Source organism: Rhizobium sp. BR 362, assembly GCF_036528765.1.
Lineage (GTDB): Bacteria > Pseudomonadota > Alphaproteobacteria > Rhizobiales > Rhizobiaceae > Rhizobium.
This window is the reverse complement of record NZ_JARWGH010000003.1, coordinates 156,792-181,113: the sequence shown is the minus strand read 5'-3', so window position 1 is coordinate 181,113 and position 24,322 is coordinate 156,792. Positions and strand designations below refer to the sequence as shown.

27 protein-coding genes are annotated in these 24,322 nt (G+C 60.0%); 8 read left to right on the top strand and 19 right to left on the bottom strand.

Translation table 11 applies throughout. The annotated features are described in order from the left end of the window. The first annotated feature begins 5 nt into the window (after positions 1-5). Both QDY28_RS05225 and QDY28_RS05220 read left to right on the top strand, forming a co-directional pair. Positions 6-500 (top strand): MarR family winged helix-turn-helix transcriptional regulator, encoded by a 495-nt coding sequence (locus QDY28_RS05225; protein WP_331380602.1) that lies wholly within the window; start codon positions 6-8, stop codon positions 498-500. Next, positions 497-1,183 (top strand): GNAT family N-acetyltransferase, encoded by a 687-nt coding sequence (locus QDY28_RS05220; protein WP_331380601.1) that lies wholly within the window; start codon positions 497-499, stop codon positions 1,181-1,183. Before QDY28_RS05225 ends, QDY28_RS05220 begins: the two co-directional genes overlap by 4 nt. Positions 1,184-1,211: 28 nt before the next feature. Here QDY28_RS05220 and QDY28_RS05215 read toward each other — a convergent pair whose 3' ends face one another. The 8 genes from QDY28_RS05215 to QDY28_RS05180 all read right to left on the bottom strand — a co-directional run bounded on the left by QDY28_RS05215 (position 1,212) and on the right by QDY28_RS05180 (position 7,313). Next, positions 1,212-1,520, bottom strand: a complete 309-nt coding sequence (locus tag QDY28_RS05215; protein ID WP_331380600.1) for a Dabb family protein — start codon at positions 1,518-1,520, stop codon at positions 1,212-1,214. Between the two features lie 161 nt (positions 1,521-1,681). Further along, on the bottom strand, positions 1,682-2,488 hold the full coding sequence (locus QDY28_RS05210) for a class I SAM-dependent methyltransferase (RefSeq protein ID WP_331380599.1): 807 nt from the start codon (positions 2,486-2,488) through the stop codon (positions 1,682-1,684). A gap of 125 nt (positions 2,489-2,613) precedes the next feature. Further along, positions 2,614-3,213, bottom strand: coding sequence for a histidine phosphatase family protein (locus tag QDY28_RS05205; protein ID WP_331380598.1), 600 nt, complete (start codon positions 3,211-3,213; stop codon positions 2,614-2,616). Between the two features lie 133 nt (positions 3,214-3,346). Next, positions 3,347-3,787 (bottom strand): ribonuclease HI, encoded by a 441-nt coding sequence (gene rnhA, locus QDY28_RS05200; protein ID WP_331380597.1) that lies wholly within the window; start codon positions 3,785-3,787, stop codon positions 3,347-3,349. Further along, on the bottom strand, positions 3,784-4,749 hold the full coding sequence (locus QDY28_RS05195; protein WP_331380596.1) for a homoserine kinase: 966 nt from the start codon (positions 4,747-4,749) through the stop codon (positions 3,784-3,786). The genes rnhA and QDY28_RS05195 overlap by 4 nt, the downstream gene beginning before the upstream one ends. A 202-nt stretch (positions 4,750-4,951) precedes the next feature. Further along, a complete protein-coding gene (ispH, locus tag QDY28_RS05190; protein WP_331380594.1) occupies positions 4,952-5,959 on the bottom strand; it encodes a 4-hydroxy-3-methylbut-2-enyl diphosphate reductase in 1,008 nt (335 codons plus the stop codon). A gap of 162 nt (positions 5,960-6,121) precedes the next feature. Beyond that, complete coding sequence (locus tag QDY28_RS05185; protein ID WP_442967480.1) at positions 6,122-6,907, bottom strand: SURF1 family protein; 786 nt, start codon at positions 6,905-6,907, stop codon at positions 6,122-6,124. Further along, entirely contained in the window at positions 6,876-7,313 is a 438-nt protein-coding gene (locus QDY28_RS05180; RefSeq protein ID WP_442967479.1) for a DUF983 domain-containing protein, read from the bottom strand. The genes QDY28_RS05185 and QDY28_RS05180 overlap by 32 nt, the downstream gene beginning before the upstream one ends. Positions 7,314-7,517: 204 nt before the next feature. Between QDY28_RS05180 and QDY28_RS05175 the strand changes: the two genes are divergently transcribed. After that, positions 7,518-8,168 carry a chloramphenicol phosphotransferase CPT family protein gene (locus tag QDY28_RS05175; protein ID WP_331380593.1) on the top strand — a complete coding sequence of 217 codons (651 nt, stop codon included), beginning with the start codon at positions 7,518-7,520 and terminating at the stop codon, positions 8,166-8,168. 68 nt (positions 8,169-8,236) lie between these two features. On the opposite strand, the gene QDY28_RS05170 is transcribed toward QDY28_RS05175, so the two are convergent. From QDY28_RS05170 to coxB, 6 genes are all read right to left on the bottom strand, one after another. Continuing rightward, positions 8,237-9,115 carry a cytochrome c oxidase subunit 3 gene (locus QDY28_RS05170; RefSeq protein WP_331380869.1) on the bottom strand — a complete coding sequence of 293 codons (879 nt, stop codon included), beginning with the start codon at positions 9,113-9,115 and terminating at the stop codon, positions 8,237-8,239. A gap of 62 nt (positions 9,116-9,177) precedes the next feature. Next, positions 9,178-9,789, bottom strand: a complete 612-nt coding sequence (locus QDY28_RS05165; protein ID WP_331380592.1) for a cytochrome c oxidase assembly protein — start codon at positions 9,787-9,789, stop codon at positions 9,178-9,180. A gap of 9 nt (positions 9,790-9,798) precedes the next feature. Continuing rightward, on the bottom strand, positions 9,799-9,939 hold the full coding sequence (locus QDY28_RS05160; protein ID WP_034488087.1) for a hypothetical protein: 141 nt from the start codon (positions 9,937-9,939) through the stop codon (positions 9,799-9,801). Next, positions 9,936-10,895: a heme o synthase gene (locus QDY28_RS05155; protein ID WP_331380591.1), complete on the bottom strand. Its 960-nt coding sequence runs from the start codon at positions 10,893-10,895 to the stop codon at positions 9,936-9,938. Before QDY28_RS05155 ends, QDY28_RS05160 begins: the two co-directional genes overlap by 4 nt. A gap of 57 nt (positions 10,896-10,952) precedes the next feature. Then, a complete protein-coding gene (ctaD, locus tag QDY28_RS05150; RefSeq protein ID WP_331380590.1) occupies positions 10,953-12,647 on the bottom strand; it encodes a cytochrome c oxidase subunit I in 1,695 nt (564 codons plus the stop codon). Between the two features lie 14 nt (positions 12,648-12,661). Next, entirely contained in the window at positions 12,662-13,552 is an 891-nt protein-coding gene (gene coxB / locus QDY28_RS05145; protein ID WP_331380589.1) for a cytochrome c oxidase subunit II, read from the bottom strand. A 337-nt stretch (positions 13,553-13,889) separates the two neighbouring features. Here coxB and QDY28_RS05140 point away from each other — a divergent pair, with 337 nt between their 5' ends. Then, entirely contained in the window at positions 13,890-14,522 is a 633-nt protein-coding gene (locus tag QDY28_RS05140) for an invasion associated locus B family protein (RefSeq protein ID WP_331380588.1), read from the top strand. Between the two features lie 64 nt (positions 14,523-14,586). Continuing rightward, entirely contained in the window at positions 14,587-16,002 is a 1,416-nt protein-coding gene (gene tldD, locus QDY28_RS05135) for a metalloprotease TldD (protein ID WP_331380587.1), read from the top strand. A gap of 9 nt (positions 16,003-16,011) precedes the next feature. Here tldD and QDY28_RS05130 read toward each other — a convergent pair whose 3' ends face one another. Beyond that, the gene (locus QDY28_RS05130) at positions 16,012-16,329 is read right to left on the bottom strand and encodes a pyrophosphatase (RefSeq protein ID WP_331380586.1); all 318 of its coding nucleotides are present in this window, start codon (positions 16,327-16,329) and stop codon (positions 16,012-16,014) included. Between the two features lie 111 nt (positions 16,330-16,440). After that, positions 16,441-17,724: a D-alanyl-D-alanine carboxypeptidase family protein gene (locus QDY28_RS05125; protein ID WP_331380585.1), complete on the bottom strand. Its 1,284-nt coding sequence runs from the start codon at positions 17,722-17,724 to the stop codon at positions 16,441-16,443. A 227-nt stretch (positions 17,725-17,951) separates the two neighbouring features. Here QDY28_RS05125 and QDY28_RS05120 point away from each other — a divergent pair, with 227 nt between their 5' ends. Next, a complete protein-coding gene (locus QDY28_RS05120; protein ID WP_331380584.1) occupies positions 17,952-18,998 on the top strand; it encodes a polysaccharide deacetylase family protein in 1,047 nt (348 codons plus the stop codon). A 45-nt stretch (positions 18,999-19,043) separates the two neighbouring features. On the opposite strand, the gene pdxH is transcribed toward QDY28_RS05120, so the two are convergent. After that, positions 19,044-19,664 (bottom strand): pyridoxamine 5'-phosphate oxidase, encoded by a 621-nt coding sequence (gene pdxH / locus QDY28_RS05115; RefSeq protein WP_331380583.1) that lies wholly within the window; start codon positions 19,662-19,664, stop codon positions 19,044-19,046. 63 nt (positions 19,665-19,727) lie between these two features. On the opposite strand from pdxH, the gene QDY28_RS05110 reads away from it, so the two are divergent. Then, positions 19,728-20,186 carry an RT0821/Lpp0805 family surface protein gene (locus tag QDY28_RS05110; RefSeq protein WP_331380582.1) on the top strand — a complete coding sequence of 153 codons (459 nt, stop codon included), beginning with the start codon at positions 19,728-19,730 and terminating at the stop codon, positions 20,184-20,186. A gap of 9 nt (positions 20,187-20,195) precedes the next feature. Here the strand turns inward: QDY28_RS05110 and QDY28_RS05105 are convergent, their stop codons facing one another. Both QDY28_RS05105 and QDY28_RS05100 read right to left on the bottom strand, forming a co-directional pair. Further along, positions 20,196-21,719, bottom strand: coding sequence for an HAL/PAL/TAL family ammonia-lyase (locus QDY28_RS05105; RefSeq protein ID WP_331380581.1), 1,524 nt, complete (start codon positions 21,717-21,719; stop codon positions 20,196-20,198). Between the two features lie 30 nt (positions 21,720-21,749). Beyond that, positions 21,750-22,754, bottom strand: coding sequence for an ornithine cyclodeaminase family protein (locus tag QDY28_RS05100; protein ID WP_331380580.1), 1,005 nt, complete (start codon positions 22,752-22,754; stop codon positions 21,750-21,752). Between the two features lie 354 nt (positions 22,755-23,108). Here QDY28_RS05100 and QDY28_RS05095 point away from each other — a divergent pair, with 354 nt between their 5' ends. Continuing rightward, positions 23,109-24,272, top strand: a complete 1,164-nt coding sequence (locus tag QDY28_RS05095) for a DnaJ domain-containing protein (RefSeq protein ID WP_331380868.1) — start codon at positions 23,109-23,111, stop codon at positions 24,270-24,272. Positions 24,273-24,322 lie beyond the last annotated feature (50 nt).

Sequence of the window (24,322 nt, the reverse complement as noted above, 5' to 3'; positions counted from 1 at the left end):
GGCGCATGGTTGAAGATGTCGTGAAATCCCTGGGCTTACTGTGTCTCGGCAGTCGCTTCCGCCGTATCGGCGAACGCCTTCAAGCCGATACCCAGCAGGTTATGGATGAGCTCGGCGTTTCCCTCCAATCCGCCCAATATCCCTTCCTCGCGGCCATTGACCGCGCCGGCCCGCTGACCATCGGCGAACTTGCCCAGGCTGTCGGCATCACTCAGCCCGGCGCCACGCGCACGGTCTCGCAACTTCTGGAGCTGGGTTATGTCGACATGCAGGCCTCGCACGCGGACCAGCGACGAAGACTGGTCTCACTGACGCCGCAAGGACAGGAGCTCGTCGACTATTCGAAACGAGCGGTCTGGCCTCGCATCGAACAGGCGGTGACCGAACTCTGCGGCGAGAGTTCCGGGCCGATCCTGGACCAGCTCGCTGCAATCGAGGACGGACTTGCCGAAGCGCCCCTTGCCCGCCGAGGCAAGCTCCACAAGGAGCAGAAACCATGAGCCATATTCTCGATCGCCCGGTTTGGAACGCCCTTCGAACCGCCCATACGACATTGGCCGAGGGCAACGAGCGCGCCTGGCGCTATCCGCCCTCCATCGTTCCCTTCGCAGCGCCCGCCGATGATTCGACGGAAAGCCTCGAGGCTCTGGCGAACCTGCCGGCCGCCGACGAGGTCATGGCGCTCGTCGAAGCCAATCCCTTTCCGCTCCCTGAGGGGCTGACGATCGTCTCTGAAGGCAGGCTGGTGCAGATGATCGCCGAACGGCCCTATGAGCGGATTTCGGACAGCCGGATCGAGCCGCTGACGGAAGCCGATGCGGCGGAGATGCTCGCCCTAGCCACGCTGACCAAACCCGGTCCCTTCACGCTACGCGCCCAGAGCCTTGGCACCTTTTGGGGCGTAAAGATCGATGGCCGCCTCGTCGCCATGGCCGGCCAGCGCATGCGCCAGCCGGGTTTTGCCGAGCTCAGCGGGCTCTGCACCCATCCTGATTTTCAGGGACGCGGTCTTGGCACCCTGCTCTTCCGCTTCGCTGCCGGCGAGATCTCCGCGCGGGACGAAACGGTCTACCTGCATGCCTATGCCGCGAACACACCGGCCATCTCGCTTTACAGGGCGATGGGTTTTCGCTTGCGCTCCGAGATGAGTCTTCGCGTCGTTATGCGCCGGCAGCCCATATGACCAGGCCCGCAGACCTATGCCTGCGCCTTTAAAGGTTGAGATCGAAAACCAAAAGACCCGCAAGGCCGCCATCGGTCGAGGAGACGATGCGCTCACCGACAGCCACGTGTTCGGGATGCACAAGATAGGCATCGCGCACTTCAGAGCTCTCGAACGTCACCACAAAGCCATCAACGAAGCCGCCATGCAGCCCCTCCGGCGAGACATTCGGCCCGTATTTGATATCGAGAATGCCGGGGATGACCTGCTGCAAGGCGGCGATGGATTCGAAAAGCGTTTTCTTCTCGTCCTGTGTCATGGCGGATTTGAGCCGCATGAAAACGCAATGCAAGATCATATTCATCTCCCTGGGTGTTTTGGCGCAGCATAGAGGGAAAGGGCTGAGGGGCAAGATGCGGTGTTGCGATGTTTGGGCTTTTTGGTGAGCACCTATCATGGCCGATTTTGGCCCATTGCGGCCTCTACGAGATAGCGGGCTGGGGGAATTCCTCGGCCCGACTAGGCCACTGCTGACACTATCCATACCGAGGCAGCCAACGCTACGCTCGGCCCATTGCCAAGGCTAATGAGTCCTTCTCGCAGCTTAGGTTCGGCCGCCAACTTTGCGGCGGGGTTTTCGCGGGCGATCTTTCCCAGCGGGCCAACGCTTAGAAGGACGCGCGTCATTGCATCTACGCCACCGCTTGTCACCGCTTCGTCGTAGGCTGCGATCTCGATATCCTTGAATCCGGCAGAAGCAAGGACGTTGCGGACGTAGTCAGCGTCAGCAAAACTGAACGGCGTTTCATCCGATGGCGATCGAAATCCCGCTGCAAGTAATGGAAACCTATCCAATTCGTTATCGCTGAAAGCGCGCCAACAGCAGAATGCGATCCTTCCATCAGGTTTCAGTAAGCGATGAAAATTCGAGAAGGCAACGATTGGATCATCAAATGCCATCACGCCGAAACGAGAGAAAATCGCATCCGCACTGTGGGAGGGAAGCTCTAAAGCTTGGGCATCAGCGTTGATAAGCTGAACACGCTTGAGATGGCTCGTGCGTTGATTGGCGACAGTCAGAAGCTCTTCTGCAATATCAACGCCGTAGATCAATCCTTTCTCACCGACCCGCTCCGCCAACTGTAAGATCGTCTGCCCTGTCCCGCAGCCAACATCGATGACGGTATTGGCACGAGCTAGATGCAACTCTTTCATGGCTCTTAAACCGAGCGGCGAGAGCTGCCGATCGATAAGTTCGTATTCGTCAGCCCAGGCCTTGGCGTGCAATTGCCGTGGACTCAAACCATTGATGCTTGCCTCTGTCATGGACTGGTCCACCAAGTAATTCCGTTCGCGGGGAACTATAGACAAATCGATACGATGAATAGAATTGGCATGCCCCACCCGAGAGCTTGTTCATCTACCGGCCCAATCCGGCCATTAAGGACCGGTCAATTTGCGGCCTGTACGGCGGAAGTTTTGCGGTAGATCAGGTTGAGATCGCCATCGCGAAGACAATAAAAACCGTCCTGTGGAACAGGTAGCTCCAGCATCTCACGTTCAGAGAGGCCCGCATAGACACCGCGGATTATCCTGCCAAAAAGGCCGTGCGACAGCGCTACGGTTGGGCGTTGAACGTCGGAAATCCACGCCTTCGCACGATCACACGCATGGTCAAACGTCTCGCCATCGGGCGACCTGAAATACCAATCAAAAGCGTCTGAACCATCAAGGGCACCCGGAAACTCGGTGTCGATTTCGAATTTGGTCATTCCATCCCATGAACCGACCGTCACTTCCATAAGCCGTGCATCCTCGCGGATCGAGAGCGGTAGTACACGTTTGAGCCTGCCGGCTGTCTCAAGAGTCCTACCGAGAGGGCTGACCTGAAAGTCGAACGAGCGATAGTCGTCGGAAAGCTCCTGATAGAGAAGTTCGGCGACCAAATCGGCCTGTTCAATGCCATAGTTGGTGAGCGGCGAGTCCTTCTGTCCCTGGAACCGACCAAGTGTATTCCATACAGTTTCGCCGTGCCGCAGGAGATAAATCATCAAATTACTTTCAAAGAATTCGTTAGCAAACGTGATCCTTAACCAACAAGCACTTTGCTTGATCCAATTGCATGACAGTCTGATCACTGCCCTTGGCGCAAAGCAACTATCCAATATTGGCCGACCGCCATGCCTACTGCCGCTTAAACGGCTCCATGCCCCTGCGCGCCAGCTCGTCGGCGCGCTCGTTCTCCGGGTGCCCGGCATGGCCCTTGACCCAATGCAGCGTCACCTTGTGACGGTTATAGGCTTCATCAAGTGCTTGCCATAGCTCGGCATTCTTCACAGGCTTCTTGTCCGCAGTCTTCCAGCCGTTTTTCTTCCAGCCGAAAATCCACTTGGAGATGCCGTCCTTGACGTAGACGCTGTCGGTATAGAGATCGACTTCGCAGGGCGTCTTCAGCGCACCGAGCGCCGAGATCGCCGCCATCAGTTCCATGCGGTTGTTGGTCGTTTCCTGTTCGCCGCCGAAAAGTTCCTTTTCGACATCGCCATAACGCAGCACCGCCCCCCAGCCGCCGGGACCGGGATTGCCGGAGCAAGCGCCGTCGGTAAAGATATCGACATGTTTCATGCCTTCAGCCCATATTCGGCGCTGGAGGCGACCTGGCGATGGAAGCGCAGCTTGCGCAGATATTCGATCGGGTCTTTTTTGGTGACCAGAGCGCCAGCTGGCGTCGTCAGCCAATCATAGAGGCGGGTCAGGAAGAAGCGTAGCGCCGAGCCGCGCGACAGCGTCGGCAGGGCGGCGATTTCGGCGGCATCCAGCGGACGCACGCTTTGATAGCCTTCCAGAAGCGCCATGCCCTTGGTGATGTTGTAAGCGCCGTCCTTCTCGAAGCACCAAGCGTTGAGGCAGATCGAAACGTCGTAGGCAAGCAGATCGTTGCAGGCGAAATAGAAGTCGATCAGCCCGGAAAGCTCGTCGCCGAGGAAAAAGACGTTGTCGGGAAACAGATCCGCATGGATGACGCCATCGGGCAGATCCTTCGGCCAATGGCGCCTAAGGAAATCCAGCTCGCCGCGGATCTCGTCCTGCAGGCCGGGTTCGACCTCGTCGGCACGCGCTTCGGATTTTTCCCAAAGCCCTTGCCAGCCTTCAAGCGACAGCGCATTCGGCCGCTTGATGGCAAAGCCTTCGCCGGCGACATGCATTGCGGCGAGCGCCTTGCCGACTTCGCGGCAATGTTTTGCCTCGGGTTTGCGCAGCCACATACCTTCGAGAAAGGAGATCAGCGCCGCCGGGCGACCGGAGAGATGGCCGAGCAGCGCTCCGTCCTTGCGCGGCAGGGGCAGCGGGCAGGAAAGACCGCGGCTTGCCAAATGCTGCATCAGGCCGAGAAAAAACGGCAGGTCGCCCTTTTCGACGCGCTTCTCATAGAGCGTCAGGATCAGCGGCTCGCGCGACGTATGCAGCAGGAAGTTGGAGTTTTCGACGCCCTCGGCGATGCCCTTATAGGAGAGCAATGTGCCGACATCATATTCCGTGAGGAACCACTTCAGATCGTCTTCGGTAATATCGGTATAAACGGCCACGAATTATTCCCTGTTTGATACACGCCGGGCCACCGCAACCACCCGCCCTCGTGGTTCGAGTCGGCCCCGCTCAGGTTCAGCAGGGCCTCCTTACCATGAGGGCTGATCTTTGGCGCCCGGACGAAACTCTCTATGTCTCATCCCGAGGTGCTGCCGATGCAGCGTCAGCGCAAGCGGCAAAGCCTCGAAGACGAGATGCCCTTCAATCTCCGTTGACGAAGGCCATGTCGGCCGTCGTCAGTTCGATATTGCGCAGCTCGCGATTGACAAGGAAATTCTCGGTTTCCTTCACCGTCTCGGCAAGCTCCACCACGGCATTGTAGCGGGCGCGGAAGGCTTCGATGATCTCGTTGACGATGACCTCGGGCGCAGATGCGCCAGCGGAGAGACCGACGGTTTTGATAGCGCCGATATCGTCCCAGTCGATTTCCGAGGCGCGCTGGACAAGCACGGATTTCTTGGCACCAGCTCTCAGCGCCACTTCGACGAGACGCTTGGAATTGGACGAATTCGGTGCGCCGACGACGATGAAGAGATCGCAGCCGGGAGCGGCTTCCTTCACCACTTCCTGGCGATTGGTCGTAGCGTAGCAGATCGAGTCGGCGGCCGGCGCGGTAAGATTCGGGAAACGCTGCTGCAGCCGCGCGATGACGCCGGCGGTATCGTCGACCGAGAGCGTCGTCTGCGTGACGAAACCGAGATTGTCGGGGTCGGCCGGCTGATAGGCGTCGGCATCCTCCACCGTCTCGATCAACGACACCGAACCCTCCGGAAGCTGACCCATGGTGCCGATCACTTCCGGGTGGCCGGCATGGCCGATGAGGATGACATGGCGGCCGAGGCGGTTATGCCGCATGGCCTGCTTGTGCACTTTGGAGACCAGCGGACAGGTGGCATCGAGATAGAAGAGATTGCGCGCGTCGGCATCCGCCGGCACGGACTTTGGAACACCATGGGCGGAAAAGACCACGGGCTGGGCGCGGTGTTCCGCCGGGATCTCGTTGAGCTCTTCGACGAAGACGGCGCCCTTGGCCTCCAGCCCTTCGACGACGTAGCGATTATGCACGATCTCATGGCGGACATAGACTGGCGCGCCATAGGCCTTCAGCGCCAGCACGACGATCTGAATGGCACGATCGACGCCGGCGCAAAAGCCGCGCGGGCCGCAGAGCCGGATGGTCAGGTCAGGTTTGGAAACCGCTATATTCATGTCTCTTCCGGAATGCGGGACGATGGCAAGGCTATAGATAGGTTCGCCCCGCCGTTTGCTCTATTTAGTGCGCATGATCTTATCCAAAAACCGCTGCGCACTTTTTGGGATCATGCTCTAGCCGAATATTCCATCGAAATGAAGCTGTTCTATTGCGTCAAACTATTGCCGGGGTGCATCCGGATGACGTTTGCGCCACCAGGAGATGGCGACGATGGCAACCAGCGCCGCCGCCAGGCCGTACCAGGTCACGGCATATTGCAGATGGTTGTTCGGCAGATCGACGATGGTAACGCCGCCGATCGGCAAGCCGGCGGGATTGGGTGTCTTGTCGGCATCGACGAAGAAGGGCAGCACTTTATCCCTTGGAAGCCCATCGCTGTCAGCCATGGCGTTCAGGTCTTTCCAATAGAATATATTCTTAGCCAGATCATTGTCCGGCATGCCCGAGAGCTGACCGGCGAGCTTGCCGCGGGCAAGGCCGGTAACGGTCTGTTCGTCCGTCAATTGCCCCTGCATACGCATTTCCGGCTCTTTGGCGTCGTAGGGCACGAAGCCTCTGTTGACGAAGAGATAGCGGCCATCCGCAAGCTGCAGCGGCGTATAAATATCGAAGCCGGAAGCGCCGCCGAAGGTCGCGAAGAAATGCCGTTCCTTGTTGTTGAGGTAGCGACCAGTTGCGGTGACGATGCGATATTCGATATCGCCACCGGATGCGGCCATCGTCTCGATCGTCGACAGCGGCACAGGAGCAGCGGCCTGGCGTTCGGCAATGTCGGCCAGCAAGCCTTCCTTCCAATGCAGCCGTTCGACCTGCCAGGTGCCGAGTGCCAACAGAATGCAAAACGCCGCAAGCAGGATCAGCGCCTTGCCGACCTGCCAGAAAGGATTGGCGCGGCGAGCGGGCATGGCGGTCTCAGTCACGGTGAATGCGCCCTTCGCTGGCATTGTTGCGGTATTGCAGCGCGATCAGGATGCCTTTGCACCAGCGGAGCGACAGAAGCGACAGGATGATGGTCAAGGGACCGAACAGCAGGATATGCACCCAGATCGGCGGCGCATAATTGACCTGCAGCCACAGCACCGAGCCGATGACGATGAAGCCGACGATAAGGATGACGAAGACCGCCGGCCCATCGCCGGCGTCGGCAAAGGCATAGTCCAGACCACAGGCGGCGCAGCGCGGCTTCAGCGACAACAGTCCATCGAAGAGCTTGCCGTGACCGCAACGCGGGCAGCATCCCTGAATGCCGACCTTGAACGGATCGACGGGAGGAAAAAGGGCGCTGTCGCTATTTGCCCCTTCAGTTTGGCCTGTTCCGTTAGCTGAAGGTCTGTCCTGTTCTGGGCTCAACGTTTGATCTCGATTGATTGCCATTTACGACGAGCATCCGGATCTCGTCCCATCATCAGTAGCCGCGACGCAGCCATCCGTCCAATCCAAAAGCATGGTGACCGCCGCGCGGCAGGCAAACAAGGACCTGATCCCGCAGCATGATGTCGCGGCCGCCTTCTCCAGTTGGCTTGAAAATCGTCATCCTGGCCATAGAAAGAAAGTATGGACAACAATCCAGCCACCAAGGCCGGGCAGATCATCATTCTGAACGGCGCGCCGAGATCGGGTAAATCGAGCATTGTCGAGGCCATCCAGGCAAGTTTCGAAGGCCCGTGGATGAACCTGGGCGTCGACGCCTATGTGCGGCATATCACACCGCAGCGTTACCGGCCGGGTATCGGTCTTCGGCCGGGCGGCGAACGGCCCGATCTGGAGCCGCTGATTCCGACATTCTATTCAGCGCTCTATGCCTCGATTGCGGCCCACAGCCGTCTTGGACTCAATGTCGTTGCCGAATTCGGCCATCATGACGCCTATTCGAGGCCGCTTGGCATTTTGGCGGATTGCGCCCGACAGCTTGCCGGCTTGCCCGTTCTTTTCGTCGGGGTGCGCTGCCCGATCAAGACCATCATGCAGCGGCGTTTGGCGGAAGGTGCCGAAAGGCGCAATGAATACGTCGGCGTTTCCGCCGATGCCCCGATTCCCGCGCCGATATCAGCATGGCAGGCGGAGGTGCATCAGCCCGGCATCTATGATCTCGAGGTCGATACCTCGGTCAAAACTCCGCAAACCTGCGCCGACGAGATAAGGCAGCTCATGGATCGGGGCGCTCCGCATCCAACGGCATTCGAGCGGCTTGCGGCGGGCGCTTGAGAGGCCCCTCTCGCAATGAAAAAGGCGGGCGCCGAGGCACCCGCCTTTGATCATTCGTTGTCCGCCGCTTAGCCGGCTGCGACCGGCGCGCCCCAGCTTCCCCAGATATAGATGCAGAAGAAGAGGAACAGCCAGACGACGTCGACGAAGTGCCAATACCAGGCGGCCGCTTCGAAACCGAAATGCTGTCTCGGCGTGAAATCGCCGCCGATCGCGCGAATGAGGCAGACCAGCAGGAAGATCGTCCCGATCAGCACGTGGAAACCGTGGAAGCCGGTCGCCATGAAGAAGGTCGCGCCGTAGATCGAGTTTCTGAACTCAAAGGGGGCATGCGCATATTCATAGGCCTGCACGCAGGAGAACAGCGCCCCCAGAAGCACGGTCAGAACCAACCCCTGTATCAGGCCCCTACGATCGTTGTGCAGCAGCGCGTGATGCGCCCAGGTGACGGTCGTGCCCGAGAGCAGCAGGATGATGGTGTTGTAGATCGGCAAATGCCAGGGATTGAGGACTTCGATGCCTTTGGGCGGGAATTGGCCGCCGAGGAAGGCCGTTCGCGAAGCCTGTATCGCCTCGTTGGGGAAGAGGCTGACGTCGAAATAGGCCCAGAACCAGGCGACGAAGAACATCACCTCGGAGGCGATGAACATGATCATGCCGTAGCGCAGGTGCAGCGAGACGACGCGGGTATGCGCACCCTCATGCGCTTCCTTCACCGTATCCGACCACCAGCCGTACATGACATAGAGGATCACGGCCAAACCGATGAAGAACAGCCATGGCTGCGCCCAATTCAGGCCGAACAGATGCACGGCGCCACCGTTCAGGTAGCGCATGAAGCAGACGCCGCCAAAGGTGATGACAAAGGCTCCGAAGGCCGCTGTGATCGGCCACGGGCTGGGGTCGATGATGTGGTAATCGTGTTTCTTCGTATGCGCCTCTGCCATGTCAGCAATTCCCCGAATGACTTTTCCCATATCGCCTCCGGCTGAGCCGAAAGCACTCTCCATCAAAGTTTCTTTTCCACCACCTTCGCCGCGCCCTCGTTGGAAGCCACAGGCTTCGCGCCGTCGCGCGGATAGAAGGTGTAAGACAGTGTCAGCGCCGTGATCGTCTTGGTTTCTTCGGCCTTGGTGATCTCAGGATCGACGTAGAAAACCACCGGCATCTCGCGCTTTTCTCCCGGTGCCAGATCGGTCTCGTTGAAGCAGAAGCACTGCACCTTGTTGAAATAGGCGCCCGCTTCCACCGGCGAGACATTGAAAATAGCCTGCCCGCGTGTCGGCTGGTCGGACTTGTTCTCGACCAGGAACTTGATTTCGACCGTTTCGCCGATCTTCGGGTCGACTTCCTTCTGCATCGGCTTGAAATCCCAAGGCACGCCCGGGGCAACATTGGCGTCGAAGGAGACCTTGATCGACTTATCGAGAATGACGCTGGAGGCCTGATCGACCCGCCGCGTCGTGCCGTTGAAGCCGGTCACCTCGCAGAAGATGCGATAGAGCGGCACGGCAGCGGCGCACATCGCGCCCATGCCGACCACGAAGCTCAGGCACATGGCAACGACCAGGCCGTTGTTGCGGCCGGCACGTCTTGCCTTGTTCGTTGTCCCCTCCTCCATCACGCCTCCTCAAACGTGTCCGGTGCCGACCTTGATGATGGTGATCGCATAGAACAGGATCACCAGGCCGGCGAGCACCAAACCAAGCGCGATGTTGCGCCCTCGCCGCGATTTCTTTTGCGCTTCCGTGAGCTTGACGAGTTCGATCACAGCCAGCCTCCCGCACCGCCAGATGTCAGCACCGCAACAAGTCGGTCGATCAGCAATGCTGAAAAGATTGCAAAGAGATAGAAGATCGAGAAGCCGAAGAGTTTCTTCGCCGGGATCATCTTGACATCGCCATCCGGCATGCGCCGGACGGCGATGGAACAGTATATGAAGACCGCACCAAGCACGGCGGCGACAACACCATAGCCGAAGCTTGCAAGGCCCATGAATGCCGGCACGACGCCAACGACTGCCGTCAATACGGCATAGGCAATGATCTGGTTCTTGGTGGTCGGCACGCCAGCGACATTCGGCAGCATGGGTACGCCAACGGCTTCGTAGTCGCGCATCTTGAACAGCGCCAGCGCCCAGAAATGGGCCGGCGTCCAGAGGAAGATGATCAGGAAGAGCACGATGCTCTCGATCGTCACGCTATCCGTGACACAAGCCCAGCCGATGACCGGCGGAAAAGCGCCGGCAGCGCCGCCGATGACGATGTTCTGTGGCGTCGACCGCTTCAGCCACATCGTGTAGATGACGGCATAGAAGAAAATGGTGAAGGCGAGGATTGCGGCTGAAAGCCAGTTGACGGCGAGACCGAGGATCGTCACCGAGAAGCCGGAGAGAACCAAGCCGAAGGCAAGGGCCTCGGAAGGCGTAACGCGGCCGGCGGGGATCGGACGGCGTGCCGTGCGGCTCATGACCGCGTCGATATCGGCGTCGTACCACATATTCAGCGCACCGGACGCACCGGCGCCGACAGCAATACAGAGAATGGCGATCACGCCAAGAACCGGGTTGATGTGGCCCGGCGCCAGCACAAGGCCGGCAAAGGCGGTGAAGACGACCAGCGACATGACCCGCGGCTTCAAAAGCTCGAAATAATCGCGCGCACTCGCTTCCGACAGGCCCGTTTCGCCTTTCTTCGCGAGCACTTCGTGATTGTCGATGACCGTCATTCTTTCATCCAATGTCCGTTAAGCCGGACGCCGTTTATCACGGCGTCCGGAAATAAGCTACTTGATGCGCGGCAGCTCTTCCCACTGATGGTACGGCGGCGGCGAAGGAAGCTGCCATTCCAGAGTGGTCGCACCCTCGCCCCAGGGATTGTTGCCGGCAATGCGCTTCTTCGCGAAAGCATCGATCACGCCCCAGAAGAAGAAGCAGAGGCCGACGGCTGCAACATAGGAGCCGATCGAGGAGACGAAATTCCAGCCAGCAAAGGCGTCCGGATAGTCGATGTAACGGCGCGGCATGCCGGCACGACCGAGGAAGTGCTGCGGGAAGAATATCATGTTGACGCCGATGAAGGTGATCCAGAAATGCCAGTTTCCGATCTTCTCGCTGTACATGTAGCCGGTCATCTTCGGGAACCAGTAGTACCAGGCAGCGAAGATGGCGAAGACGGCGCCGAGCGACAGCACATAATGGAAGTGCGCGACGACGTAATAGGTGTCCTGCCATACGCGGTCGAGACCGGCATTGGCGAGTTGCACGCCGGTAACGCCGCCCACCGTGAACAGGAAGATGAAGCCGATCGCCCAGATCATCGGCGTGCGGAACTCGATCGAGCCGCCCCACATCGTCGCGATCCAGGAGAAGATCTTCACGCCGGTCGGAACGGCGATGACCATCGTCGCGAAGACGAAGTAACGCTGCGTGTCAAGCGACAGGCCGACCGTGTACATGTGGTGGGCCCAGACGACGAAGCCGACGGCGCCGATCGCGACCATGGCGTAGGCCATGCCGAGATAGCCGAAGATCGGCTTGCGCGAGAAGGTCGAGATGATGTGGCTGATCATGCCGAAGCCCGGCAGGATCAGGATGTAGACTTCCGGGTGACCGAAGAACCAGAACAGATGCTGGTAAAGGATCGGGTCACCGCCGCCTTCCGGCGCAAAGAAGGTCGTGCCGAAGTTGCGGTCGGTCAGCACCATGGTGATGGCACCGGCGAGAACCGGCAGCGACAGGAGCAGCAGGAAGGCGGTGATCAGCACCGACCAGGCAAACAGCGGCATCTTGTGCAGCGTCATGCCCGGGGCGCGCATGTTGAGGATGGTGGTAATGAAGTTGATCGCGCCGAGGATCGACGAAGCGCCGGCGATATGCAACGCGAAAATCGCCAGGTCGACCGCCGGGCCAGGATGGCCGACAAGGCCCGATAGCGGCGGATACATCGTCCAGCCACCACCCGCGCCATAGGCGCCAGCCGGACCTTCGACGAACATCGAGAGGATCAGCAGCAGGAAGGCGGGAACGATCAGCCAGAAGGAAATGTTGTTCAGACGCGGGAAAGCCATGTCCGGCGCGCCGATCATGATCGGCACCATCCAGTTGGCGAAGCCGCCGATCATCGCCGGCATGACCATGAAGAAGATCATGATCAACGCATGGGCGGTGACGAAGACGTTGTACATCTGCTTGCCGCCATCGATGGAGGCGTCGCCCGAATAGCCATAGACCATGGAGGCCAGACCGCTGAAGATCTGGATACCGGGCTCCTGCAATTCCATGCGGATCGCCACGGACAGCAGGAAACCGATGATACCGGCAAAGATCGCAAAGATCAGATAGAGGGTGCCGATGTCCTTGTGGTTCGTCGAGAAGAGCCAACGGTCCGCGAAACTGGGCTTATGAGCGTGATGGTCGTCATGCGCGTGAGCGTCATGAAGAGCGTGCGAATGATCGTCGTGTGCCGTAGATCCAGCCATTATCCCTATCCCTCTTACTCAGCCGTGTTTTCAGCGACGTTGACGGTAGCCGGCTGATCGACGGCGGCCATCAGGGCCTTGTTTGCCTTGCTCAGGTCGCCGGCGGCGGTGGTCAGCCACTGCTGGTATTGATCCTGAGAGACGACGCGGATGGCGATCGGCATGAATGCATGATCCTTGCCGCAGAGCTCGGAACACTGGCCGTAGTACAGGCCCTCATTGTCGGCCTTGAACCAGGTTTCGTTCAAACGACCGGGAACGGCGTCGATCTTGATGCCGAAGGACGGCATCGCGAAGGAATGGATGACATCGGTCGGTGCGGCGGTGACAAGGACGCGGACGACCTTGCCGACGGGCAGCACCAGCTCGTTGTCGACGGCGAGAAGCCGCGGATATTTCGACCTGTCTTCCTTGCCGGCGGCGGCGCGGTCCTGATCCTTCAGTAGGAAGGAATCGAAGGCCAGCGGCGTGTTTCCGCTGTTTTCATATTCGTAGTTCCACTGCCACTGCGTGGCTGTCACCTTGACGGTAACGTCAGGATTTTGCGGGAAGGTGAGCTGCGTGGTCAGAAGATCGAAGGACGGAACAGCCAGGAACAGAAGAACGAGAACCGGCCCGACGGTCCAGATGACCTCGATCAGCGTATTATGGCTCGTTCTGGAGGGCACTGGATTCCGCGATACCCGGAACTTGACCATGACGACGATCAAAAGGACGAGCACCAGCAGCGTGATGGGAACGATAAACCAAAGCGTGTATGCTTCGAACCAACGTATTTGATGCATGTTGCCGGTTGCTGCCTCTTGCAGGCCGGTTTCCCATGGTCTTGGCTGATCGGCATAGCTGCCGGTCGCAAAAAGCAGACAGGCGATAGCCGCCAGAGCTGCGTAAGCCCTCTTAATCACGATGTCTCTCCCTCCAGCGTTTGATCCCAGATCAATCTCAAACGCAGTATCCCTACAGTCCATTGCGCTTCAAACCACAGTTTGGAGCACTCCGCAACAACTCACAACAGTTGTCCGTGCGGCATTTTTGCGCGAAGTATACCCCCCGGCCCGCCGAAACATGGCAAGCATTTCATCATCATACGAAAAATTGCATGCGGGTCCATCGCATTGCCGGGGCAAAATGGGATAGAGGTCGTATTTCCGCCGCAGTCGGTTGGAATTCAGCACGCGGGGCTTTTCATTTGCCGGCGTGGGCTTCAACAATAGCGGCACTGATTCGAATCTAGAGGTTTCCATGGGTTTTCGTTCCCTCGCCCGGCTTTGGTTTGTCAGCGCCAGCATCGCTGCCGCGGCCGCAGCACCCGTTCTGGCGCAGCAGGCACAGCAAACACAACCGGCGCCGCAGGCTCAGCAACTGCAAACCCAGCCACCGCAGCAGCCGGGCCAAAAGCCGCCGGCGCATACGCAACAGCTTCCGACCAATCAGGTTCCACAACCGCCGGGTACGGTGCGCTCGAGCCATGGCGCATGGTCCGTGGTCTGCGACAAGCCGGCCGGCGCATCGACTGAACAATGCGCGCTTATGCAGAACGTCATCGCCGAGGACCGGCCGGAAGTGGGCCTTTCGGTGGTTGTGCTGAAGACCGCCGACCGCAAGTCGAAGATCCTTCGCGTGCTGGCGCCGCTTGGCGTGCTGCTGCCGAACGGGCTCGGCCTCAATGTCGACGGCAAGGATATCGGCCGCGCCTATTTCGTGCGCTGCTTCTCGGACGGCTGCTATGCCGAAGTGGTGCTTGAGGACGAATTGCTGAAAACGCTGCGCAGCGGTGCAACCGCCACCTTCATCGTCTTCCAGTCGCCTGAGGAAGGCATTGGCATTCCCGTCGATCTCAAGGGCTTTGCCGAAGGCTACGACGCGCTTCCGTAAATCGACAGGGCTTGCTCTCTCGTCATCCGAAACCTACATCGGCTCTGAACGGAGCACCTGATCCATGAATACCGATCTCCTTACCTTGTTCGATACCGACGAAACCAAGCTGCGCGGCATCGTCGCCGAGGCGCTTGCCGGCGCCGACGACGGCGAGCTTTTCGTCGAGCATGTCCAGGCGGAATCGCTGACCTTCGACAACGGGCGCATGAAGGGCGGCAGCTTCAACACCGAGCAGGGTTTCGGCCTGCGCGCCGTCGCCGGCGAAGCGGTGGGCTATGCGCATGCGGGCGATCTCTCCGAAGCGGCGCTGAAGCGCGCCGCCGATGCGGTGCGCGCCGTCACCAGCGGCTATGCGGGTTCCTATGCGGCCGCGCCTCAGCGCACCAACAAGGTGCTCTATAGCGATGAGAACCCGATCGGGAGCCCCAGCTTCGAGGACAAGGCGAAGCTCTTGCAGGAGATCGACAGCTATCTGCGCGACAAGGACGGCAAGGTCCGTCAGGTGACGGCCTCCATCGCGGCGAGCTGGCAGGTGGTCGATATTCTGCGTGCCGACGGCCATCGCGTTCGGGACATCAGACCGATGACGCGCATCAATATCTCGGTGATGGTCGGTGAAGGCGATCGGCAGGAATCCGGTTCGTTCGGCACTGGCGGCCGCGTCGGCTTCGGCGATTTCGTTACACAGGAAAATTGGCGCCGCGGCGCCGACGAAGCCTTGCGCCAGGCGCTGGTCAATCTAGAGGCGATCGATGCGCCGGCAGGCACCATGGACGTCGTTCTCGGCTCCGGCTGGCCCGGTGTCATGCTGCACGAAGCCGTCGGCCACGGGCTGGAGGGCGATTTCAACCGCAAGAAGACCTCGGCCTTCGCCGGGCTGCTGGGTCAGATGGTCGCCGCTCTCGGCGTGACCGTCGTCGATGACGGCACGATCGAAAACCGCCGCGGCTCGATTACGGTCGACGACGAAGGCACACCATCGGCCTACAATGTCCTGATCGAAAACGGCAAGCTGGTCGGCTACATGCAGGACCGGCAGAATGCCCGCTTGATGGGCATGAAGGCAACCGGCAACGGTCGCCGCCAAGGTTATGCCCACACGCCGATGCCGCGCATGACCAACACCTATATGCTCGGCGGCGACAAGACGCCGGAAGAGATCATCGCCTCGGTGAAAAAGGGCATCTATGCCGTCTCCTTCGGTGGCGGCCAGGTGGACATCACCTCCGGTAAATTCGTCTTCGGCTGCACCGAAGCCTACCTGATCGAAAACGGCAAGATTGGCGCGCCGATCAAGGGCGCCATGCTGATCGGCAACGGCCCGGACGCGATGAAACGCGTCTCCATGATCGGCAACGACATGAAGCTTGATACCGGGATCGGCAATTGCGGTAAGGGCGGCCAATGGGTCCCTGTCGGCGTCGGCCAGCCGCATCTGAGGATGGACCAGGTGACGGTCGGCGGGACGAAGGCGTAGCGGTTCAGACTACGCAGCGTTACCTTCTTCCGGCCGGAACCGCCATTTCCGCTCTACGGCGGCCGCGAGATCGAGGCCGTTGCGGTGCGTGAAGAGAAGGATATGGCCGAGCACGTCAGCGGTTTCGTCGGCCAGAGCCGTCGCCAATTCCTCATCGCTCATGCCCTTGCGTCTTCCCCGGCCAGTCGTCTTGTTCCAGACCTGGGTAAGCTCGCCCATCTCCTCCAGCAATTTCAGAACAAACCAGTCGGCGTCGCGCTGCAATCCATTGGCGGCGGCATAGGTGGCGGACGCTTTTTCGAACTGCTGGATCAGATCGGTTAACATAGATATCGTTCCCTGTATGTTCCTAACAGAAGTGACCGATTCTGCCGTAAATAGCAAGACGGCGGAGCTTGCGCCCCGCCGTCTTACCGGTTTCAAAACTTGGACTTCCGCTCAGCCCTTGTTCGGCAACAGCATGCAATTGAAATCTTTGCGCTTCAGCGCAGCGCAGGCGGAATTGGCGTCATCGCGGCTGCCAAAGCCGACGAACCGGGCGCGATAGACCGTGTTGCTACCCTTGCCGACGGCTTCGGTATAGGGCGAAGCGTTGGCAAGCGCGCCACCCGCCTTGGATTGAGCTTCGGACAGCAGGTCCTTGGCGGCCTGCGCAGTCGGAGTAGCCGCAATCTGCACCTGCCAACCGCCGGTCGCCGGCTTGCCGGCATTCTGGATTTCATCCATCGCCACCGGACGATCCACCGGCACGGTCACATTCGTCGTGGCGGCATAGGCGAGCGGGGTCGGAACCGGGGTGAACTCGGCATGTTTGCGCGTCGTGGCCGTGGTTTGCGTGTCCACATCGACGGCAACATCATCCGCTGCCGAAGCAACTTCAACCTGCCTGGACCCACCGACGCTTGCCACGAGGCGCGACGATGCACCGGAGGTCGCTTTAGGCACATAACGATTGAGAAGCGAAGCCATGAAAGCATCACGGCCGCGTGCAGTCGCTCCGCCCATCACCACGCCGATGACGCGGCGGTTGCCCTGGCGCACGGCGCTGACGATGTTAAAACCTGAGGCATTGGTATAGCCGGTCTTGATGCCATCCATGCCTTCATAGCGATACATCAGATTGTTATGGCCACGAATGTTCCTGCCGCGATAGCTGAAGCTCGATTGCGAGAACAGCCGATATTCCTGAGGATAGTTGTTGATGAGTGCGACGGCGAGCGTCGACATGTCGCGCGCGGTCGTCACCTGCTCCATGCTCGGCAAGCCCGACGGATTGGTGAAGACGGTGCGACGCATGCCAAGTTCGCGTGCTTTCTGCGTCATGATACGGGCAAAGCCGCTTTCGCTGCCGCCCAGCGCTTCGCCCATGGCGGTGGCGGCATCGTTAGCGGACTTGATGATCATGCCGTTGACGGCATCGCGGACGGTGATGGTGCTGCCGGGCTTCAGGCCGAGCTTCGTCGGGCTCTTGCCGGAGGCGTTGCGCGAGACCGGAATTGCGGTGTTCCAACCGACCCTGCCACGATGGATCGCTTCGAACGTCAGATACAGCGTCATCATCTTCGTCAGGGATGCCGGATGGTTGAGATCATCGGCATTATCCGAAGCCAGGACCTTGCCGGATTTCGCATCCATAATGAAATAGGCGCTGCCCGCAAAGCTCGCCACAGGTGCGCTCAACAGCAAGACGGCCGCAGAAAGGGCCATCAAAAGTTTTTTCATATTCGTCCCCAACTGAAACAAATGCCAATACACCGCATCAACCCATTGTACGAATTTGCGACAAACGCCTGATTTCGGTGCGAGATTGAGGCAACACCCTCGAGAGAATTCCTATTTTGCCTTTGCTGGTAAAATAACGGTTAACATATTGAAAAGATGGCGCAGATTCAGCAAGACTTAACGGCGGATGGGCTACAGCATGGGCATTCGTCAACCGGGTCTATCCCATGCAACAGGGCATCTGCATCCGTTTCAAGCGCGCTGTGATCTCCGGCGGGCTGGAAACCGCCGCAATTCTGAAAAATCTCGGCCTGATGCGTGACGTCGCCGGCCTCGGCGCTATCTTCACCCTGCATCATGTCCGTCCTCCCTCGCCCCGAACCTTTGCCCCGAATGCCCATCTGGAAATTTCGCCCGAATTCCTTGACCGCGCAATCACCCGATTGAAACGGGACGGTTACGATTTCGTCTCGCTCGATGCGTTGCCGGACCGTATCGCAAGTGATCGCAACAAGCCACCCTTTGCTGTCTTCACGCTCGACGACGGCAATCGCAACAATCGCGATTATGCGCTGCCGGTCTTTGCCCGCCATGACGTCCCCTTCACGGTCTTTGTCACCCAAGGCCTGTCGGAGCGGACGCATAGCATATGGTGGGAAACATTGGCAGACCTGCTCGGCCAACTGGACCGCCTGACGTTCGATTTCGGGATTGGTGTGGAGAGCTTCGATCTTAGCAAAGCCGGTCAACGGCAAGCCGTCTTTGCCCGCTTTGCCGCCTATGTTCATGCCGAGGACGAGACGGAGGCCGTCGCTAGGATCGACGAGCTTGCCCGAACGAACGGTCTGGAGCCGCTCGATCTCGTGCGCTCAGCAATCATGGACCGCCAGGAATTGACACAGCTTAGCCACCACCCCCTCGCTTCGCTCGGCGCCCATACGGTCAGCCACCGGGCGCTCGCCCGCCTTCCGGAAGCGGAAGCGGCAGCGGAAATGGCGTTGTCGGCGGATTATGTCGCTGAGATCATCGGCCGGCGGCCGGTGGCCATCGCTTATCCCTACGGCACCGCCGATGCGGTCTCTCCGCGCGAAGCCCGGCTTGCGGCGGAACTCGGCTTTTCCGTCGGCGTCACCACCCGGCCCGGAACGATCGGAGCGGCAAGTGCCGCTGCCCTCACCCATCTGCCGCGGCTGTCGTTGAACGGGCACTACCAGAAGGCCCGATATGCCTCGGCGCTTGCCTCCGGCATCCCCATGCGGCTGATGGGGCGCTAAAGCGCAACGAGATCCGCGACGTGCTTTCAGCACCCGCATAGTCCGTTACGGATACATCCGCACCTTTTCCCAGGCGCCCTCCGGAACGTCTCGGCGGAACTCGACGCGGTCGTGCAGGCGGAACTGGCGATCGTGCCAGAATTCGATCGACAGCGGCCGGATGCGGAAGCCAGACCAATAGGGAGGGCGCGGAATATCGCCGATGGCATAGCGGGCGGTATATTCGGCAACCGCCTTTTCCAGAGCAAAGCGCCCCTCGAGCGGACGCGATTGCTTCGACGCCCAGGCGCCGATGCGGCTGCCGCGGGCGCGGGTCTTGAAATAGTCGTCGGCTTCCCTGTCGCTGACCACTTCAACCAGGCCGCGGAGCCTGACCTGCCGGCGGAGCGATTTCCAATGGAAGCACATGGCCGCTTTCTTTTGGGAAAGTATTTCTTGGCCTTTCTGGCTCTCGAAATTTGTATAGAATACGAATCCCTGGCTATCGAAACCTTTCAGAAGAACCATGCGGACATTTGGCAATCCATCCTTATCAACCGTTGCCAGGGCAACCGCATTCGGATCGTTCGGCTCATTGGCTTCAGCGTCGCGCAGCCAGGCAGCGAAAAGCGCGAAAGGCTCGTTCTGTTCGGTGAAGTCACCGCTTGTTAACTCGTTTTCCGACATATTAGCTCAAATTCTCCGCATTTCCTAAAAATCGCCAGCCCCAACACTGGCCAAGATACTCGGGTGGAAGTCATAGCAAAGTCGACGGTTCATACAAAGCGCAAGCTTGCAAAAGGCGCGACGATGGCGATTGCCATTCTCGCCCTTTTCTCCCTTGGCGGCTGCGTCGGCGGCGGCATGGACACGCTGAGTTCGGTGAAGGTGGATCGGAGCGTTTCGACCGGCACTATTCCAACCAGTCCTGTGACGACCGACAGCGCTTCGGACGAAACCACCGTGCGCAATGCCGTGACTTCGGCGGATCTCAACAAGCTGAATGGACAGCCCGTTCCTTGGGCGAACGCCTCGACAGGCAGTGCCGGCGTCATTGACACCATCGTCGAAAACAACGCCTCGGGACAGGTCTGCCGCCAGTTCCGCACCACCCGTCACTCCTATGAGGGCATCGCCAATTTCTTCGGAAAGACCTGCCTTGTCGGCCAAGGCGAATGGCAATTGCTGAGTTTCCAGCAAGCCGGCTAACAGCCTCCCTTACGTCATGGTCAAAAGCGGGCCGATCAGCGTGCCTGCAGCAATGCGATCGGCGAGCGCGTAGATATCGTTGCTGGGCGAACGATCCACCTCAAGGGGCGGCACGATGGACCGGACGGTGGTAAACAGCGCTTCGGTTCCTTCACCCAACTTTATTGCGCCGCGCAGATCGATGGCGCGGGCGGCTACGATGAGTTCGATCGTGGTCAGATACCGCAGCTTCTCCGCCAACCGGCCGGTCTTGTCGATCACCGACATGGCAAGCGACGCATAGTCCTCGACGCGATCAGCAACCGGCGTCACTGCAAAGGGCATGGGCATCGCCATATGGCCGATCTCCGCCGTCAGTGCCGCAACGGTCTTTTGCAACGCGCCAAAACCGTTGGCGCCGGCACCTTCAGGGGCGAGGAAGCGCGGCAGATCGGAAAACCCCGGCGACAGCAGTTTCATAATCCGCTCGGCTATCATGGCGGCGAGACGGGCGAGCGCCAGTCCCAACGTATCGAAGGCCAGCACCATATGGGTCGGGTCGAAATTGCCCGTCGGCAGCACGATATCTTCAGCGGCCAGAACCGACGGGTTGTCGTCACTGGAGCGCAGCTCCAGCTCGACCGCCGACCACGCCGCTCTTAGCGCATTCAATGCGGCGCCGGACACGGATGGCACACAACGAAGGCTGAGCGGATCCTGAAGACGCCGTGCGGCCCCTAGTTTCGTCAGATCGCCCCCTTCGAGCAGCGAGCAGACCGCTGCCGCGACGTCGCCCTGGCCAGGACCGGGCCGCAGGCGGATTGCCAGCGGATCCAGCGGATCGAGGCTGGCGCGAAACCCTTCATAGGACAGCGCCGCCGCACCGACATGTGCGTCGAAAATGCGCCTGATATCCTGCAGCAGCAGGCAGGCAAGACCGACGGAAGCCGCGTTGGACGAGATCAGCGACAGTCCATCCTTGATGCCGAAGGGCGGCTGCGCCAGCCCGGCAACGGCCAAGGCATCGGCGCCGGAGACCTCACGGCCGTCCGGCAGAATGGCTCTCCCTTCCCCGACCAATACAAGGGCGATGTGCGCAAGCGGCGGAAGATCAGCCTCGCCGATCGAGCCGGTCATCGGCACCTTCGGATAAACGGCGCGATTGAGCATGCCGGCAAGCGCTTGCGCCACCTCCGGCGACACACCCGAATAGCCGCGGCAGAAGCGGGCCAAGCGCGCCGCCATCATGGCGCGGACCTCGTCCGCTTCGGCAAAGCGCCCGACGCCAACGGCGCGGGGGCGCGGAATACGGTGCTGTCCGGAATCCTTCGTGGGATCGAGGCGCGTATCGACAGCCGCGCCTAAGCCAGTGCTGACCCCATAGATCGCCTTGCCCTCGCCGGCATGGCGGGTGAGACAGGCATAGGCGGCTTCAATGCCCGCCAGCGCATCGGCACCGATCATGACCTCGGCGCTGTTGCGGGCAATGGCGCAGATTTTGTCGACATCCGCGCCGGAGGCATCGAAGACAACGCTTTTGATGTCAGCACCCATCCGTCTGTCCGTTTCTCAGACCGTCCGTTTTCAGGCGAAGCGCAGGCGCTGGCCGATATTCATCCGCTTCGCCTTGCCGACCATGGCAGCCCCAAGCGCGACGTCGGTTGTGCTGAGGCCGCGATGCCAGAAGAGAATGGTCTCGTCGTCGCTTTCGCGGCCAGGCCGCGCACCACAGACGATCTGGCCGATTTCGGCATGCAGCGTCTCCGCCGTCACCTTGCCCTCGTCGACATGCCGGCGCAATGCGCCATAGGGACGACCGGGGCCGCACTGGCCCCAATCGTCGACGACGACCTTATCCATAATGTCGGTCAGATCGAATTCCAGCGCGGTCATCGTGCCATAGGGAACCACGAAGGCGCCCTTCTTGACCCAGGCGGTCTTGAAGAGCGGTGTCGGCTCCGGCAGACGGCTGGCCTCGACCATGATGTCGGCGTCCTTCAGGCAATCCTCCCAATTGTCGGTGACGACGATCTTCTTGCCGAGATCCTTTTCCAATCGGGCCGCGAAGGCGTCGCGGCTTTCCGGGCGGCGGGAGTGGACGCGGATTTCCTCGAAATCGAAGAGATGGTCGAGAAGGCGGACATTCCAGTAGGAAGTGCCGCGAGCGCCGATATGGCCGAGCACCTTGCTATCCCTGCGGGCGAGATGGCGAGCACCGATGGCGGTGACCGCGCCGGTGCGCATATCGGTGATCGCCGTGGCGTCGATGATCGCCTTCGGCATGCCGGTGCGCGGGTCGAAAAGATTGAGCACCGCCATTTCAGACGGAAGGCCTTGTTTGTAGTTGTCGACGAAATCGCCGACCACTTTGACACCCGCATAATCGAGTGGCTTCACATAGCCGCGGAGCACGTTGAAATGGCCCTTGTCGGAGCTTTCGGGCACGAGATGCACGCGCGGTTCGATCACCGTTTCGCCACGTCCCTGTGCGTCCAGCGCCTCGCTGACGGCATCGAGGATTTCGTCGTTGGTCAGCGCCAGCGCCTTGGCATCGATGGCGTTCAGATAGTCGATCCAAATTTCCTGCATGGAATCCTGACCCTTCCGCTTGTTGCTATGCTCGCCTTATCATGAAACGATTTGTCTATACTTATTGTCAAGGCAAATCCTGGCGGAACCCTGCGGCCGGTCTGAGCAGGCGTGGTATTCCGGACGATATCCCGCATCCGAGCTTAGCGAATGGCTAACCATTGCCGCAGGTCGACCGGTCGCGTCCAGCCCCGCGTAACAACTGATTAGCAACTGCTCCCGCAAGGTCACACCATATACGCGTCAATCTTTTTCGCTTCTTGGGGGCGAGAGATGCGGCGCGATCCATATGGTTTTCTTCTTTTGGGGTGCCACAACGAGGCCGGGCACACCTTCAAAACGGTGGTTACGATGATGCGCGATCCTTACAAGGTGCTTGGCGTAAAGAGGGATGCTGGGGCGGATGAAATCAAGGCGGCTTGGCGCAACCTCGCCAAGGCCGTGCATCCCGACCATAATATCGGCGATCCCACGGCAACGGAGCGCTTTGCCGAGATCGGCCGCGCCTATGAAACGCTGAAGGACCCGCAGAAGCGCAGCCGCTACGACCAGGTGGCGCGCATGGCCGAAGCGAAGGGCCAAAGCGCAGAGCAGACCATCATGCAGCAGCGTCAGGCAGCCCGCGAAGCCGCGGAGCGTGCCAAGGCTGCGCGCGCCAACGCCGAAAAGATTATGGAAGAGCTTGCCCGCGCCAATGCTCAGAAGGCGCAGAAGGCTGCCACCGCCGCCAACCCACAGGCCGCCGGGAGCGAGTCGCCCGAGGATATGGTCGAGCGCATCTTCGGCGCCAAGGCCGCACGCGCTGCTCCGCACCAGGCCGAGACCAGCGCCGGTGCCGCGGAGACGGAAAAGCAGCGCGAACAAAACAGCGTCGAGACCGAAGAGACCCTTGCCGAAGAGGAGCAGCTTGCGACGGGGACCGGCTCGACCGTCTTTCGCTCGCGCTTTGGCATTTTAGGCTCGCTCGTGCGCCGCATTACAGGCGGCGGCACTCAGGATAAGGCGCCGGAGAAGACGCCCGAGATCGCTGCCGAAGCAACCGTCACCCTCGACGACATGCTGAAGGGGAACTGGATCACCGTCCCGCTTTCAGACGGACGCGAGGCGCGCTTTCAGGCGACGACGGATATCAGCAACGGCCAGGTCGTGCATCTGAAGGGCCAAGGGCTGAAATTGCCGGGCATGCTGCGCGGCGATGTCGCGATCACCATCCATCTCTCCACCGACAGCCGCTTCACCCTTAACGGCCTCGACGTCCATACGACACTTCCCGTGACCATCGAAAATGCGGTGCTCGGTTATGAAACAACCGTCGAGGGACTGAACGGTCCGGTCAAGCTGATAGTCCCGCCCTGGTCCGGTTCGGATCAGGTCATCCGAATCTCGGATCAGGGACTGCCGGATGGGCATGGCGGAAAAGGCAATCTCGTGGTGGAATTGCGCTTGATGCTGTGGGAAAAACCGGATGACAAAGTCACCGATTTGATGCGCAGTATGCGCGAGGGGCTTTTTCTGTGAAATTTCAGTGACAACCGCACCCTTTGTTACGATCCCTAACAGTTGATGAT

Coding starts and splice junctions, on each gene's coding strand:
- rnhA (WP_331380597.1), bottom strand. CDS start 3,787: ATGAAACATGTCGATATCTTTACCGACGGCGCTTGCTCCGGCAATCCC.
- QDY28_RS05130 (WP_331380586.1), bottom strand. CDS start 16,329: ATGTTAACCGATCTGATCCAGCAGTTCGAAAAAGCGTCCGCCACCTAT.
- tldD (WP_331380587.1), top strand. CDS start 14,587: ATGAATACCGATCTCCTTACCTTGTTCGATACCGACGAAACCAAGCTG.
- QDY28_RS05125 (WP_331380585.1), bottom strand. CDS start 17,724: ATGAAAAAACTTTTGATGGCCCTTTCTGCGGCCGTCTTGCTGTTGAGC.
- ispH (WP_331380594.1), bottom strand. CDS start 5,959: ATGAATATAGCGGTTTCCAAACCTGACCTGACCATCCGGCTCTGCGGC.
- QDY28_RS05095 (WP_331380868.1), top strand. CDS start 23,109: ATGCGCGATCCTTACAAGGTGCTTGGCGTAAAGAGGGATGCTGGGGCG.
- QDY28_RS05205 (WP_331380598.1), bottom strand. CDS start 3,213: ATGATTTATCTCCTGCGGCACGGCGAAACTGTATGGAATACACTTGGT.
- QDY28_RS05105 (WP_331380581.1), bottom strand. CDS start 21,719: ATGGGTGCTGACATCAAAAGCGTTGTCTTCGATGCCTCCGGCGCGGAT.
- QDY28_RS05165 (WP_331380592.1), bottom strand. CDS start 9,789: ATGGAGGAGGGGACAACGAACAAGGCAAGACGTGCCGGCCGCAACAAC.
- ctaD (WP_331380590.1), bottom strand. CDS start 12,647: ATGGCTGGATCTACGGCACACGACGATCATTCGCACGCTCTTCATGAC.
- QDY28_RS05155 (WP_331380591.1), bottom strand. CDS start 10,895: ATGACGGTCATCGACAATCACGAAGTGCTCGCGAAGAAAGGCGAAACG.
- QDY28_RS05140 (WP_331380588.1), top strand. CDS start 13,890: ATGGGTTTTCGTTCCCTCGCCCGGCTTTGGTTTGTCAGCGCCAGCATC.
- QDY28_RS05210 (WP_331380599.1), bottom strand. CDS start 2,488: ATGACAGAGGCAAGCATCAATGGTTTGAGTCCACGGCAATTGCACGCC.
- QDY28_RS05175 (WP_331380593.1), top strand. CDS start 7,518: ATGGACAACAATCCAGCCACCAAGGCCGGGCAGATCATCATTCTGAAC.
- QDY28_RS05170 (WP_331380869.1), bottom strand. CDS start 9,115: ATGGCAGAGGCGCATACGAAGAAACACGATTACCACATCATCGACCCC.
- QDY28_RS05185 (WP_442967480.1), bottom strand. CDS start 6,907: ATGCCAGCGAAGGGCGCATTCACCGTGACTGAGACCGCCATGCCCGCT.
- QDY28_RS05215 (WP_331380600.1), bottom strand. CDS start 1,520: ATGATCTTGCATTGCGTTTTCATGCGGCTCAAATCCGCCATGACACAG.
- QDY28_RS05225 (WP_331380602.1), top strand. CDS start 6: ATGGTTGAAGATGTCGTGAAATCCCTGGGCTTACTGTGTCTCGGCAGT.
- QDY28_RS05100 (WP_331380580.1), bottom strand. CDS start 22,754: ATGCAGGAAATTTGGATCGACTATCTGAACGCCATCGATGCCAAGGCG.
- QDY28_RS05120 (WP_331380584.1), top strand. CDS start 17,952: ATGCAACAGGGCATCTGCATCCGTTTCAAGCGCGCTGTGATCTCCGGC.
- QDY28_RS05220 (WP_331380601.1), top strand. CDS start 497: ATGAGCCATATTCTCGATCGCCCGGTTTGGAACGCCCTTCGAACCGCC.
- pdxH (WP_331380583.1), bottom strand. CDS start 19,664: ATGTCGGAAAACGAGTTAACAAGCGGTGACTTCACCGAACAGAACGAG.